The organism is Cytophagia bacterium CHB2 (genome assembly GCA_030263535.1).
GTDB lineage: Bacteria > Zhuqueibacterota > Zhuqueibacteria > Zhuqueibacterales > Zhuqueibacteraceae > Coneutiohabitans.
Map to the genome: position 1 here is coordinate 1 of SZPB01000151.1, position 14,049 is coordinate 14,049.

At 53.3% G+C, this 14,049-nt stretch carries 9 protein-coding genes; 8 read left to right on the top strand and 1 reads right to left on the bottom strand.

Annotated features, from left to right (window positions below):
* Positions 1–1,251 (top strand): serine/threonine-protein phosphatase (locus FBQ85_15335; GenBank protein MDL1876523.1); only part of this gene is annotated, 1,251 nt, incomplete at its 5' end.
* Positions 1,252–1,280: 29 nt separating this feature from the next.
* A complete protein-coding gene (locus FBQ85_15340) occupies positions 1,281–3,602 on the top strand; it encodes a hypothetical protein (GenBank protein ID MDL1876524.1) in 2,322 nt (773 codons plus the stop codon).
* Positions 3,603–3,634: 32 nt separating this feature from the next.
* Here the strand turns inward: FBQ85_15340 and FBQ85_15345 are convergent, their stop codons facing one another.
* A complete protein-coding gene (locus tag FBQ85_15345; protein MDL1876525.1) occupies positions 3,635–4,945 on the bottom strand; it encodes a hypothetical protein in 1,311 nt (436 codons plus the stop codon).
* 330 nt (positions 4,946–5,275) lie between these two features.
* On the opposite strand from FBQ85_15345, the gene FBQ85_15350 reads away from it, so the two are divergent.
* The 6 genes from FBQ85_15350 to FBQ85_15375 all read left to right on the top strand — a co-directional run.
* Positions 5,276–7,270, top strand: a complete 1,995-nt coding sequence (locus tag FBQ85_15350) for a glycosyltransferase family 39 protein (GenBank protein ID MDL1876526.1) — start codon at positions 5,276–5,278, stop codon at positions 7,268–7,270.
* A gap of 438 nt (positions 7,271–7,708) precedes the next feature.
* Positions 7,709–8,734 carry a sigma-54-dependent Fis family transcriptional regulator gene (locus FBQ85_15355; GenBank protein ID MDL1876527.1) on the top strand — a complete coding sequence of 342 codons (1,026 nt, stop codon included), beginning with the start codon at positions 7,709–7,711 and terminating at the stop codon, positions 8,732–8,734.
* 65 nt (positions 8,735–8,799) lie between these two features.
* Positions 8,800–10,998 (top strand): hypothetical protein, encoded by a 2,199-nt coding sequence (locus tag FBQ85_15360; protein ID MDL1876528.1) that lies wholly within the window; start codon positions 8,800–8,802, stop codon positions 10,996–10,998.
* A 5-nt stretch (positions 10,999–11,003) separates the two neighbouring features.
* The gene (locus tag FBQ85_15365) at positions 11,004–12,518 is read left to right on the top strand and encodes an O-antigen ligase family protein (protein ID MDL1876529.1); all 1,515 of its coding nucleotides are present in this window, start codon (positions 11,004–11,006) and stop codon (positions 12,516–12,518) included.
* Positions 12,518–13,663: a glycosyltransferase gene (locus tag FBQ85_15370; protein ID MDL1876530.1), complete on the top strand. Its 1,146-nt coding sequence runs from the start codon at positions 12,518–12,520 to the stop codon at positions 13,661–13,663. The genes FBQ85_15365 and FBQ85_15370 overlap by 1 nt, the downstream gene beginning before the upstream one ends.
* Before the next feature lie 9 nt (positions 13,664–13,672).
* The coding region (locus tag FBQ85_15375; protein ID MDL1876531.1) for a hypothetical protein at positions 13,673–14,049 on the top strand (377 nt) is incomplete at its 3' end.

Below are 14,049 nucleotides of genomic sequence, written 5' to 3' on the forward strand. Positions count from 1 at the left end.
CACGTCGGCGACAGTCGCATTTATCGTCTATCGCGCGAGACCATCACGCCGTTGACAGAGGATCACAGTTGGATCAACGAGTTGTTGCAGGATCGCGACATCAGCGCGGACGAGGCGCAGCATTTTCGCAAAAAAAATGTGTTGACGCGCGCCCTCGGCACTCATCCCTCCGTCAAAATTGATGTGCAATGGTTTCCACTCCCGGAAGCCACAACTTTCTTGCTTTGCACCGACGGTTTGCACAACGCCCTGGACGATCAAGCCATTTTCAGAGGACTCGCGCGTACAAAAGAGGACACGTTCCTGCAAAAAACGGTGGAACAACTTGTTCTGCACGCGAAAGAATCAAACGGCTCCGACAACATTACGGCAGCCGTTGTCCGTCTCAAGAAGGGTATTGCAAAATCGTCGCCATGGGGTAAGGGTAAGATGACGATTCCCAATGAAAACCCTAAATTGTTGCCCGCGGAAGATCGTTTCATCAAAAAACAGTTAAGCCCAAATGAAGCAGCGCCTGCCGCCACGCAGAAGAAATCTCGCATAACACGTCGCAGGATGATTGCCGGCGCTTTCATATTGCTGTTGGCAGCATCCGGTTATGGCGTGATGCGGTCTTTTCAGGAATGCAATCTGGGAACGGCGCTTTTATCAAGGGAAACGGACCTCGAAAAAAATGAAGACCTGGCTTCGGCCGGCGTTACTAAAAGGCGCGAAGATATTACCGTGGTTCAAATCGACAGCGGCGCTTTCGGCCTGCCGCTGCCGCGGCTGCGGCCGGTTGAAACAGCGAATGACGGCGCGTCGCAGCAAACTCAAGCACCCGGACGCGATTCAACAAAAGCCGCCGGCAATAACGCCACACTTGCGAGCGCGGCGCCGCAATCTGGCGCACGCACGCCCGCGGCCAATTCCGATACGCCGGCAGATGGCGATGATTTGAATGCAGACGAAACCTCCGAGACTAAAAATGAAAACGGCATTAATGCGCCAACCACCAGCCTTGTGCCGCGCGCCGGCGGCCGCATTTACTTGCCCGGCTTGAATCGTTCACAATATGACGGCGCGCTGCTGTTCGTCAATGATGCGCTGCTCGGCCCGGTGCGCAATGTTGCCGATGTCGGTTTCTTTTTGCGCCCGGGGCAATACACCATCGCCGTCAAAGACAGCACCGGCCGCATCATGCATCAACGCGCAAATATCAAAGTCGTGGAGGGAGATGTTAAACCTCTGGAATTCACCCGGCAAGAATAAGGATACGGCGTCACTCGCCCTTGTTTGCGATGACCAACTTACCCCAACAGTCCAATCGCCTTGCCTCCATTCTGCAAACGCTCGCCGAAGCATATTTTGCGCGCGGCCAATACGCCGAAGCCGCAGAACGATTTGAGCAGTTCCTCCAAAACGGCGGCCACTCACCGGACGTCTATGAAAAATTGGCTTTGTCCTATCTTGCGCTCAACGAATATTCCGCAGCCGCCCGAAAAGCTTATGAACATGCCTTCGATCATTTTTCTCTGGATGAAGAGCTTTGCCTGAAAATTTGCCGGTTTTTGCTCGCCCGGCAAGTGCTTGATGACTTTTCAATTCGCGTGTATCAGCGGGCACTGGTGTTTCATCCGCCCTTCGAAAAAGAAATCTATCTATCCTTTTTTCTCTACTTCAAAAATCAAGCGCAGCATGAACACGCTTATGAAGCGCTCAAGCAAGTCGTTTTGCTGGAGCAAGGCGGCGAGGCCCAAAACCTGCGCCAGCTTGCGAGTCTAGGCCAGCAATTGGGACGCGCTGATGAAGTACGCAGCCTGCTCGACCGCCTGGAACAGATCAGCCCCCACGTTGAGGTGATTCGCCAACTGCGCGCGCTCGATTATGCCTACCTCATCCATCAGCATTCCGAGCAAGACGCCGCACTGCAGCAGCAGCGGCAAACACTGCTCACCGCCGCCTCACACTATGAAACGTTGACCACACTCCATGCGGTGCGCGAATTCTGCGCGCTGCAATATGCGTTATACAAACTCGATACCAGTCAAACCTCGCAAGACTTTGTCGCAGAAATCTTGCAGCGCATCGCTTCACCGAGCTGGAACGGACAAACCTCGGCAGCGGGCGAGCCCATTTCGCAGGCGCGGCGCAGTGTGTTGTTGCTTAAAATCAACAATCTCGAAAAAATCGTGCAGTTCACCAATGCACAATTAGCCGAAAATCTTGCGCATCGTTTTTTAACATTCTCGACTAAGTATCTGGGCAAATCAGCGGAAACGACGTGCTATCTTCTGCGCGACGGGTTAATCGCATTTGCCCCACAAGCCAAACGCCTGGCTCTCGCGGCGGTCGATCTGCTCCACAAGATTGAAAATTACAATTTTTCCGTGCCCGCCAGCAACCGCCTCGCCATCGGGATGATCGTTCACGCAGCCGCAACGGACACGGTTGCACCAACTGTCCAACATCTGACCATGTTGCACGAAGCGCTCAACATGAGCACGGCCAAACCTGCAACACCGAACGGACGCGACACGCTGGAAAACAGCAGCAGCCGTTTGCTGTTTGAACGCAATTTTTTCGAACGCGACCTGGGAGCGGAAGCGGTAGCCGCGAAATTTATCGGAGCATTACCGGCCGAAGTTCCCGGTTCCCGTATCGAAGCCTATAGCGCCGTGTGGTATAATCCCCTCGACTACGTCGATGAAAAGCGCAATCATCTCTTGGGCAAATTCTTAGTCGTGGAAAAACTGCGCAGCAACCGAAACGCCGGTACTTATCGGGGCCGTGATCGCCACCTGGAACGCCGCGTTATTTTCAAAGCCCTCAGCCCGCAGATGAGCCATCGTCTCACGCAAAACACCTCGACGCGCGAGCAAACCGTCAAAACATTGCAGCGGCTCGGGCGGCTGGAGCAGCCCGGCCTGGCGTTGATTTATGATATGGGATATCAGCAGGGTTTATTCTTCTTTGTGCGGGAATATCTTGAAGGCACTTCGCTGGAACAAACTCTGGTCAACAAAAACCGGTTATCGCCCTACGAAGTCTTGGCAATCGGCATCAAGGTTTGCCGCATTTTGCAGCAAACACATAAACAGCAAATCTTTCACTGCAATCTCAAGCCGGCAAACATTTGGCTGCTCACCGGCGGTGAATTAAAAATCACAGATTTCTTCATCCCGGTGTTCGTCGAAACATTTGCAGCAACCAAACAACTCGACGGCCCGCGCTGGCATTACAGCGCGCCCGAGTGGTTGCACCACGGTACGCCGGCGCCTTCATGTGATATTTATGCCGTCGGAATGATTTTATACGAACTGCTTTGCGCCGAACACCCTTTTGCAAAACACGAAAGCCTGACCGACCTTTCGCAAGTCAATGAACTGGCGCTACCTCCCCTAGCCGCGCAGCAACCGCAACTGCCGCCGCTTTTCGCCAGCACGATCGACCGCGCCTGCGACCGCTCGCTGCAACGCCGCTTCAAAAGCCTCGAGGAGTTTGAAGCAGCCTTGCACGCTTCTCTTGAACAGATGTTGAAAAGCGATCCAGCCATAACAAAAACCGGGCTGCCGCCCTCCTCGTTCTCACTGCGACGCATGCTGAAGGCAAAACATGAATAGAACCAGAAGACGCCGGGCGGCTCTCGCGCTTCTCATTCGCCGGTAATCCATCCCTCCTGCTCGCGCAAATCGATCAAATAAACATCCTGCGGCGCCCCCAGCTCACGCCAGTTGCTGCTGAATAAAATATAATTGCCGCTGCGCGAAATTACGGCATTCGGTTGATCCCAATAGTTATTGTAAGAATAGTCGCCCACCGCAAAGCGCTGGCTGCGATGATGCGCAATGCGTTTCACCGCGCGCGAACCGTCCAATTTCACAGCAAAGATTTCATCATCGAACGGATATGTTTTTTCCTCCGCCAAATGTTTCGGTGAGCTGTAGGTGCTGATAATCGCCCAGCCGGGAGCAGCGAAGTTGCGGCACGAAACCAGCCGGCTCAGGCCCCACGCGCATCCCAGCAAATCGGTTTTGACGCCATTATCCAAACGATATTTTTCCAGGTGGCGTAATCGATCCGGGTAAGTATCTTCGGCGTTGTCGGTAACATAAACTTCATTGCCGTCGCCGTCAATTCCAAGATCGGCGTGATCGCTGTAAGGATAATAAGCATGCGGCAGCAACTCCATCTCCGGCGCACGGTAGACATCGACGCCCTGCCACTGCCCCGCTCCGTGAGGCGATCCCACCAACACGACAACATACTTTCCCGAAGGCGAGATACTCACCCAATCGACAGTGCGGCCGGTTGCTGGCATGGGTTTGCCGGGCAACAAACGTTCATTCAAATCAAAAACAAAAAATTCCTGCAAACCGGTTTGCCAGGGCCAATTTTTCCCGGCCAGTGCAACGTAACGGCCGTCCGCGCTGTAATTGCCTTCATCAAAATTCGTTACAAATTGATAGGCGGGGAACGTGTGAATGGTCGTCGTGCGGCCAGTAGCAAAATCATGCTGCATGATTTTATTCGCATCAAACCAAAAAAGAATATTTGCCTGCGTGGGATGCCAGCGCGGTTGTGCATCGGTTTGACTGTTTTTGACAGGCGCACGCCGCAGAGTGTGATTTGCCGGGGAATAAATAAACCATTGACCGCCTCTGCGATAAATCAAAATCTTCGTTTCGTCGGCATTGAAAGGGTCGAGTTTGGAATAGTAACAAACAAAGCCCTCGGCATGCTGTGCCGCAGCGTCGGTCAAGCGCGTGATGGTTGTGCCAAAAACCGGATCACGAAAAGGCGCGCCGATTGCGGGTTTTGCCAGGAACGGCTCGGTTAGCGGCGCGTGTGATGCGACCATGCTCTTTTTTTGAGGCGCGGGCTTTGAACGTGCGCCACCTGCCGCCACATTGATAAAACTTACCAGAAGCAGCGCGAGCATGAGCCAGTATTTGAAAGAATTCATGGCAATTCGATTCCAGTTAATTACAACCGTGCAACTTTTGTGGCCACAAACACACTGTGACTTGCGTGAGGGGTGACACCCGGGATTAGCAAAATACTGTCAAATAAGGCCCGCCGGAACATCTGTCGTATAAAAGTTGCGATTTCGCAAAAAACCCTTTCGTGCTGTTCGCCAGTCCTGGCGAATGGTTTGTATTAAACAGCAGGCTGCAAGCGGGCGCCGATTCGCGCATCTGGCTAACCGAATCGTTTAACCACCAGTGATCCGAGGTTACGTAAAAAATCGGCTTGCAGTACATTTGGGGCGGCATACCTGATAACCAACATTCATATGAAACAAGCCCGTCCATTCGACGAGACGCCTTTAGCAGAATATCTTGTGGCCGCCATGGCGGCAGCCGGCCTGTTTCTGCGTTTGATCAATTTGGGGCATCTCAATTTTTGGGGTGATGAATCCATCACGGCGTTGGCCGTGCAAGGCATCCTTGAGCACGGCTATCCCCGCTTTCCTTCCGGGATGATCTACGTTCGCGGCTTGTTCGCAAATTATATTTCCGCGCTGTCGGCTAGTATTGGGGGCTTGACGGAGTGGGCATTGCGTTTACCCAGCGTCTTGTTTAGTTGCGGCACGATCGTCATGCTTTATGCTCTCGGCAAACGCGTCTTTTCCTCTCACGTCGGCTTGCTCGCCGCGTTTATTTTGACTTTTTCATATTGGGATTTTGAGTTCGCGCGCCACGGGCGCATGTACGCCGGTTTCACGTTCGTATTTCTGCTGTCGTTGTATGCCATTTATCGCGGCGCCGTCGCCGGCGAGCAGCGTTGGTTTCGCTGGAGTATTTTGATTTCGGCCAGCACGATTTTTTTTCATGAATTAGGATTGACGCTGGCATTGGTTTATTTGGCGCTGGCCGTGCAACCCGGCCGGCCAAACAAAGAGCGCTGGTATTTAGGCGGAGCAGCTTTCGTACTTGTCGTCGTGACAGGTGTGCATTTTATATTGGTTCAGTATGGTTTTGCCATTCCCGGACAGGAACACGGCTACCGGGATTTTTTTCAGCCGTTTGGCATTATCCGCAGTTTTTTTCAAAAATTCTATGGGCTGTTACCCAAACGGGTGGTGATGGATTTATGGCCGTTGGCGCTGGCGCTGGCGTTGGCGCTGCTTATAGCGAAATGGCGATTGCGCGGACAACGTTTTTATATCATCGGCCGCTGGTTATTGCCGTTAGCGGTTCTGCTGGCGACTTATGGCCGGCAATTCACCCTAGCCACTTTACTGATCGGGGGATATTTATTTTTCTCCGGCAAGGGCTTCGAGGGCTGGCGGAGTCCTGAAATCAAGCTCGCCGCCGGATTGATTGTTCTCATGTTCGGTTTCTGGGCTGTGCGCGATTGGTCGCATTGGCAGAATGGCGACGAGGCCCTGATGTTGATGAACCGCGTGCGGGAATTTCTAAAATTGCAAGCCGGCCTGCCGAAGCTGTATTATCTCGGCTTCCTTTACGCGTTTCCGGTGATGGCTCTCTTCGTGTGTTTTGCGTTACTGCTGCTTCTTCACGCGAGTCACAAACACTCCGGTGCTTACTTTACCTGCATCGCGTTCATCCTGCCGATCCTCGCCACCGGCTACATCAAAACGAATTGGGTGGAATATCGCCTCAACCTTCATCTCAACCCCCTATTCGTCTTGTTATATGCCTTTATCAGCCGTGAAATCTGGCATTGTTTGCAAACACAACTCCGGCGTTATCATTTGCCGGCCTTCAGCCGCATTGCGACTCCGTTAGCTGCCGCTTTCATCTTTGCTCTCAGTTGTGAGCAAACAGACCCCTGGCGCATCACAAAAGTGTTAGGCCGCACGTACGGCAGCAAGGTTGATCCGCGTTCGGCGCCCGGGTCGCATTTTCGCATCATGCCGGATCATCAACTGCCTGGCCGTTTTGTCAAACAGTATCAACAGCCGCAAGACATTGTGATTGCGATGGACTGGCTGGCGCAAAGCTATTACGCCGGACATATCGATTTCTGGCTGCGCTCAGACGCCTATGTGCCGCAAACGTATCGCGTCGGTGAAAATTATTTTGACGTTTATACCGGCACCCAGGTGCTTTCCACCTTGACCGACCTCCAAGCCGTACTCACCGAACACCCAAATCGCCGCGTCTGGATTATCACGGCTTCGCCCTATACTGAAGCGGATCTCCATATTTCACCGGAAATCATGGAATATTTACAGATCAATAAATCACTTGCCGTTTTCCAGGGGCGAGACGATAAGTCCCTGGTTTACTTGTTTCCCGTCGAGCGGGCCTGCCGGCGTTAGCCCGATTCCAAACGGCACTGGCGGCGTAATGCCAGACTTTAAGTACGCACTTTTTGTTAAATGCGTGTAAGCATTCAATACTAAAAAGGCTCTGAATCAGATTTAAAGCGCAGGCATGCCAGCATTGATAAGCCGTAAGGCGCTCAACGTTAGAATAAGATTCTGAAAATGTTTCGCCCTCTGAAATGAAATTCCAACGAAAAGGCTTTTCCTTTCTGTGGCAGTTCTACTTCTGCGGCGAAGTTTTCAAAGCTGCTCGAGAAGCTTCGCATTTCAGCTTGTCTGAAAATCGCTGTAGGCACTTTAACCGCCGGCGCCTTGCAAAAAAGCTGCTCTTTCACTATCGGGCCACCGTGATAAAAACTGTCAGTGGGAGCTGATCAAAATTTATCGCGATCTGAATCGCGCTTTCAGCCAATTCCATCAGAACTCGTTGCCATGCGAAAATCATCTGGCCTGAACATCGGCATTGCCCACAAGCTGGGTTTCAAAAAAATTCTGGCGCCTCAGTCTAAAATCCAGCCAACACGCCCCGCTCACTTTTTCCCTCATGTAACAGATAGTGAGATGGCGCAAGCGTATATGCTGGGGTCATTCCATCCCGCATTGGAAAAAATCTATCGCCAAATCGGCAAAGTTTTAGACACCAGGATTCCGCTTCTGCTGCAGGGTGAGCGTGGCGTCGGCAAGGAAACCCTGGTCCGCGTAATCCACCGCGCCAGTAAATTCCGCCTTGACCGTTTTGTAATGGTTTCCGGTCACAGTGCAACCGTGGAGGAGTTTGAGTTGGCTGTTTATGGAAGTTCACGCGAGCATCTCGCCGGCGAGGCGCCTCAGGCGGAAGAGGGCGTTACCGTGTTTCTCAAGAATGTCGACGCGCTGCCTGTAATGATGCAGGCTCGCCTGCTGCGTCTGCTGCAGGAAAAATCCGTTTCACACCCGCAGACGCATGCCGCCAAAAAAATTGCTCTGCGCGTGCTGGCCGCAACACAAAAAAATTTGGAACATGAGGTTACCACCGGGAAATTTCGACGCGATTTATATTACCGCCTGACGATCGAGGAATTCACGTTGCCGCCGCTGCGCGAGCGGAAGGATGATTTCCAGCATTTTGCTCATCACTTTTTGCAGAAATATGCGGCGACCGCCGGGGAGCCGGCGGCGCGAGTCAGCTCTCGCGCCCTAGCCGCCTTGCGGGATTACCATTGGCCGGGTAACCTGCATGAATTCAAACAAGTCATCTGGCACTCGGCCTTGAATCGTGCGCATATCGCTACGGTTGATGAAATTATTTGGCCGAAGGGCCATAATGAAAAGGCAAAGCTGCCGGCAACCCATGCTCTGGCTGACGCTTCTGCGAGCACAGCCCGCGTTGCCATTCCGGAGAATGAATTCTTCGCTGCGACGGTTTCGACAGCAACCGCCTCGGATCATCGCAAGAACAATCACCCGCAATTCGCATAACCTTGTGATTTGAGCGTTGGCTTTGATGCGGCGCTCTCTAAGCTACTCCAAGTAAGGAGGCACTTATGGATTTTGAAAAACTGCACCTCAAGGAACATCTTCGCATCATTTACAAACATCGCCAAATCGTATTACTCAGCATTGCTGCTGTTGTCCTTCCTCTTCTGCTTCTGCTTTTGTTTTCCAAACCGGAATATCATGCGACGATTGCGGTGGGCGTAACGGACGACGCGGTTACGAGCATGATGAGCTCGGATATCGATGTTAGTCCCGACTTAACGGTTGGCAACTACATGGATATCTTCACGAGTCAAAGCTTTATCTATCGCGTGGTAAAAGCGGAAGCTCAAAACCATCCCAATTCCAAACTGGCGCAAAAAATCCGGGAGGCGCAGGGCGACTCGGCGGCGACCGCAGAGGAATATCGCAAGGCGATGATTGCCCTGCTCGAACACATGGAAACCGACCACCGCGGCGGCAACGTCATTCGCGTCACCGTAAAATTGGGCGATGCCCAGGAAGCGTATAGCTGGACGAAAACCATCGGCGAGGAGTTCCGGCGGCTCAATCTTGAGATCATTCAAAATCGCGTCGACGAGTTGAATCGTTTCTACCAAGATCAACTCAGCCGTTCCTACCAACGCGTGATCGAGGCCGAACAGCGCCTAACAGAGTTTCAACGCACGCGCGGCATCGCCACCAAGACGCGCGAGGCCGATCGCATCAGCGAACGTATCGACAATTTTGAAAATCAGATCGTCGACCTTGCCAGCCAGCAAGAACTCGTCTCCGACCGAATGAAGACGCTCGGCAAACAGATCGAACAGCTCAAGGAGAAGGCGCCGGCATTGGCCATGATGGAATCCCAGATTCCACGCATCGAAGAACTCAAACGCCGTCTGCTGACGCTGCAAAGCCAACTGTTGGGGCAATCCGCGGTATACACGGAAAAGCATCCCAAAGTGCAAAGCCTCAAACGCGACGTCGACGCGACCATACAAGAACTGCGCAGCTTTGCGGGAAGCACATACTCTCCCGACTCTCTCAAGCCCAGTGATCCCGCCCTGATCTGGCACGATTTGCACGTCGAGCATTTGTTGGCGGAAGTCGAGTACAACAATCTCGGCAGTAAGATTGCAACATTACGCAAATTGTCGGGGGAATATAGTAATCGCATTTTTAACCAAACGCCGGAAGAAGAGCAAGAGCTGCTGAAGCTGAATCGTGAGGTGCAAGCCGCGCAGGATGCCTATCAGGGCATGCTGCGCACCAATGAGAAAATTCAAAGCCTGCAGGCTGAGAAAGCGCTGAATGTCAGCATCATTGAACCGGCGCAATACCCGCTCAAGCCCGTGCCGCGCCGCCGCGTTTTTAAAATGATCATGGGGGCGATCATCAGCTTGATGCTGGGCATAGGCCTGGCTTATTTGCGTGAGGCGATCGACCGTTCCGTCAAAACCAGAGAAGATGTCGAGAAAAAACTGGGCATCCCGGTGTTGGGGTTTATCGGCGACGGCGCTGCCGACCGGAGTTCCAGCACGAATCTTGCTGAAAAACTCGTGGTTCTGGAAGAGCCGGGCTCGGATCTCGCCGAAAATTTTCGCGCCTTGCGCGTCAACACAGACCTGGCACTGGCCGAAGGACGGCGGGGACAAATCGTGATGGTCACAAGCCCGGGCATCGGCGAAGGCAAATCCACCATTGCCACTAACCTGGCGGCGAGTTATACGCTTTACGGCAAGCGCACTCTTCTGCTCGACACGGATATTTATCATCCGACAGCGCATGTGCGGCTGGGCTTGCAGCATGATGCCGGATTGTCCAACTGGCTGGCCGGTGAAATTCGTCCGGAAAATATGCGCAACAGCGTCACCTTTAACGGTTCAGCGCTTGATTTTATCCAGACCGGCACACGCCACGTCACCTTTCAAAAGCTGTCCATCAGCTCGAAAATGCAATCACTGTTTGCCTCGTTACGCGAACAGTATGATATAATTATCATCGATGCGCCGCCGATTATCCCAATTTCAGACCCGCTGTTGCTCATGCCCGATGTCGATCTTGTCATTTTGGTGGTGGAATCCGGGAGGACGCCGATGGATGTGGCGCGCCAGGCAATCGTGATGCTCAAACGCGCAAAAGCGCCTGCGGTTGGCGCGGTACTCAATCGTTTGCGCGTCGAAGAGGAGTATGGCCCGGAAAGCTATCAGCACAAATCATATCTGCAGGGGCGTCGCGCATTACTCCCCGAGCGCGTTTCTTAAAGGGTATGATGATGGCAGGCGCGCAAAAATCACTGCTCAATCAAATTTATCCGGGGCTTGTCGCGGTGTTGGCGCTGAGTGTGGCCTTGTTGGTGGCGCAATTCTCGGCGGGCATTGCTGCCGGCTTGGTTCTCGGAGGTATTTTAGCGTTTGCCGGCATGGCGCACTATGAAGTGCTGGTACATGCGTTGATCGTTCTTTTGCCATTGCAGTCTGCATTGCCTTACAGCTATCAAAGCCTGCAAACGTTCAACCCCTTCAACGCGCTGGCCAGTGTGATATTTGCGCTGTGGTTCGTCAATGCCATCATCAAGCGCAAACAATTGTTGCACGGCAGCGCCATGAATTTTGCGCTGTTTTTTTTCTCTGTCATCTGCCTGGCAGCCTTGTTTCAAACCGCTACCGCGGCCGGTACGGCCTTCATGGAAGACCAAATTAACTCGCTCAAGCGTTGGCTCAGCCCCATGCTGCTTTTTTTCCCTATCGCCAATGCTGATTTCAGCCGCCGGGCGATCAAGCGCATGATCACCACGGTGCTCATGATGTGCGGCGTTGTGACGCTGTGGACGATCAAAGATTTGATCGCGCTCGGCTGGGCGGAAATTTCAGAAGAAAACCGCATCGGCGGGCCGTTCGGGTTTGGCGGCGAGAATGATCTGGCGGCATTCTTTGTATACTATCCGATTCTGACTCTCAGTATCGGCCTGCTTGAAACACGCCTGCATCGCCGGATTCCATTGCTGGGCATTTTTGCGCTCGCAATGATCTGCTTGCTGCTGCTGCTTTCGCGCGGCGCCTATCTGGGCATGATGATCGTTTTGATGTTCATGGCATTGGTCCGTTTTCGTTGGATGATCCCCGGCCTGGTGCTTGCCGCGATCTTCTATCAATTTTGGACGCCGGGCGCGGTACAAGAGCGTATGGAAAGCACACAAATCATAACCGCCAACGAATCCGTCGGTGGACGCGTGCCGGCGCCTTACGAACCCGAGCGCAACCTGGAAACCAGTTCAGCGTTGCGGTGGCGCATCTGGCGCGGCGCGGTGCGCATCATCGAAAATCACCCGTTTGGAGGCATCGGTTACAATACGTTCAGCTTGGCCATTCCGAAGTATGCCAATATCGAACGCAACATGGATGCACACAACATGTTTCTGCGCGTTGCCGCTGAAATGGGATTGCCCGGCTTGCTCAGTTTCTTGTCGCTTTTGTTCATTCCATTTCGGGCGATGCAACATGTCTATCGCACCACAGCCGATCGCTTCATGCGTGGCTGGATGTTGGGCGGGATGGCTAGCCTGCTTGGCATCATCGTGGTCAATTTCTTTGGCTCACGCTTCGTGCGTGAAGAGTTGGTAGGATTGTATTGGGTGATCGTAGCGTTAACTTACGCCTACATCTACCTGCGGCGACGTCGCGTTGCCCGCCTACAACAAGTCCAAGCACTCAAGCTCACCACGGCCGCTACTACGAATTATCGACTCAAGCCTGCCCCGCTGCTGCTTCATGGTAAGAACTAATGCGCGCCCCGGTTACTGTTGTTTATTTGACTGACAAGCTCGCTTATGGCGGCACGCCGCTGCAAATCGTCGAGCTTGCGCTGCATCTCGATCGCGCCCGCTTCCGGCCTTATTTGATTGCGCTATCGCAAATCGAAGCTGCCCTACGTGAGCGTTTGGAGCAGTCAAACATTCAGATGGAATGCCTTGAACAGGCAAATTGGGTTCGTGTAAACGCCTTGCCGGCGGCGTGGAAATTATACCGTTCTCTTCGCCGCCTTGCACCTGAAATTGTGCATGCGTTCCTAACGACGGGCAATGTGCTGGGTGCTGTGTTGGGAACACTCGCGCGCGTGCCGGTTATCGTATCGAGCCATCGCGATCTCGGCGGTTTCGACGGTAAATGGATCACGCGCATCAATTTCTGGACGGACCGCCATCTTGCGACCAGCGTAACCGCCAATTCCCTTGCCGTACGGGAAGCGCTGGCGCAACGTTCCAACGCGCCGGCAGAAACCATCAGATTGCTGTACAACGGCATCGATCTCAAAAAAATTGAAACAGCGAACCGCGGCCTTGCCAAGCGGCAAGAGCTTGGTCTACCTCCCAATGCCCTGGCAATCGGTGTGATCGCCAACATTCGCGTCGCCAAGGGCCATCAATACCTCCTGGAAGCGTTCAATCGCATCGCGCCGCACGTTCCACAAGCTTGTCTGCTCATCTGTGGATTTGCCGGTGATCACGATTTGATGAAGACGCTGCAACGCTTAGCTGCGGCTGGCGGCGCGGCCGGGCGCGTGAGGTTTATGAATTCGCGCAACGATATTCCCGAAATGTTGCACGCGCTTGATGTCGTGGTTTCGCCTTCCCTTTCGGAAGGTTTTTCCAATGCAATTTTGGAGGCGATGGCCGCGGGCAAACCCGTCATTGCAACACGCGTGGGGGGCAGCCCGGAACAGATTATAGATGGGGTCACCGGTCTGCTCGTGCCGCCGCAAGATGCCGGCGCAATTGCACAAGCGCTGCTCAGGCTTCTCCGCTCGCCCGGGTTACGGCGAGAAATGGGAACCGCGGCGCAGCGCCATGTTCAAGAAAATTTCAGCGTCGCAATCATGACCAGAAACCACACACGACTTTACGACGATCTTCTGCGTGCAAGGACTTGATTCGATTTCATGACAGCTTCGTTAGGACGATTTCTACGCCACTCGACGCATTATTCGATTGGCGAAATTCTGATTTTACTTTCCACCCTGGTTTCATTTCCCATCACGACGCGCATCTTTGCCGTGCACGAATATGGGATCATGAACCTGATTTCAAACGCCCTATTGGTGTTGGTCGCTTGCGCGAAAAGCGGCTTGCAGAATAGCGTCGTGCGCTATTATGACGAATATGCCGAGAACAAGCACCCGCAAGACCTGCCGGTATTCATTTCGACTCTACTGCTCGGCGGCATGGCCCTGGCGCTCATGTTTACGCTGGTGTGGATCATCGCCACCACGAGTTTTTCCGAATTCTGGTTCGGCGAGAGCATTGTTCCGGGTTTGCT

What these genes read in the sequence shown, in the direction of transcription:
- FBQ85_15350 (MDL1876526.1), top strand. Translation starts at nt 5,276, where the DNA reads ATGAAACAAGCCCGTCCATTCGACGAGACGCCTTTAGCAGAATATCTT.
- FBQ85_15345 (MDL1876525.1), bottom strand. Translation starts at nt 4,945, where the DNA reads ATGAATTCTTTCAAATACTGGCTCATGCTCGCGCTGCTTCTGGTAAGT.
- FBQ85_15365 (MDL1876529.1), top strand. Translation starts at nt 11,004, where the DNA reads ATGATGATGGCAGGCGCGCAAAAATCACTGCTCAATCAAATTTATCCG.
- FBQ85_15355 (MDL1876527.1), top strand. Translation starts at nt 7,709, where the DNA reads ATGCGAAAATCATCTGGCCTGAACATCGGCATTGCCCACAAGCTGGGT.
- FBQ85_15340 (MDL1876524.1), top strand. Translation starts at nt 1,281, where the DNA reads ATGACCAACTTACCCCAACAGTCCAATCGCCTTGCCTCCATTCTGCAA.
- FBQ85_15370 (MDL1876530.1), top strand. Translation starts at nt 12,518, where the DNA reads ATGCGCGCCCCGGTTACTGTTGTTTATTTGACTGACAAGCTCGCTTAT.
- FBQ85_15360 (MDL1876528.1), top strand. Translation starts at nt 8,800, where the DNA reads ATGGATTTTGAAAAACTGCACCTCAAGGAACATCTTCGCATCATTTAC.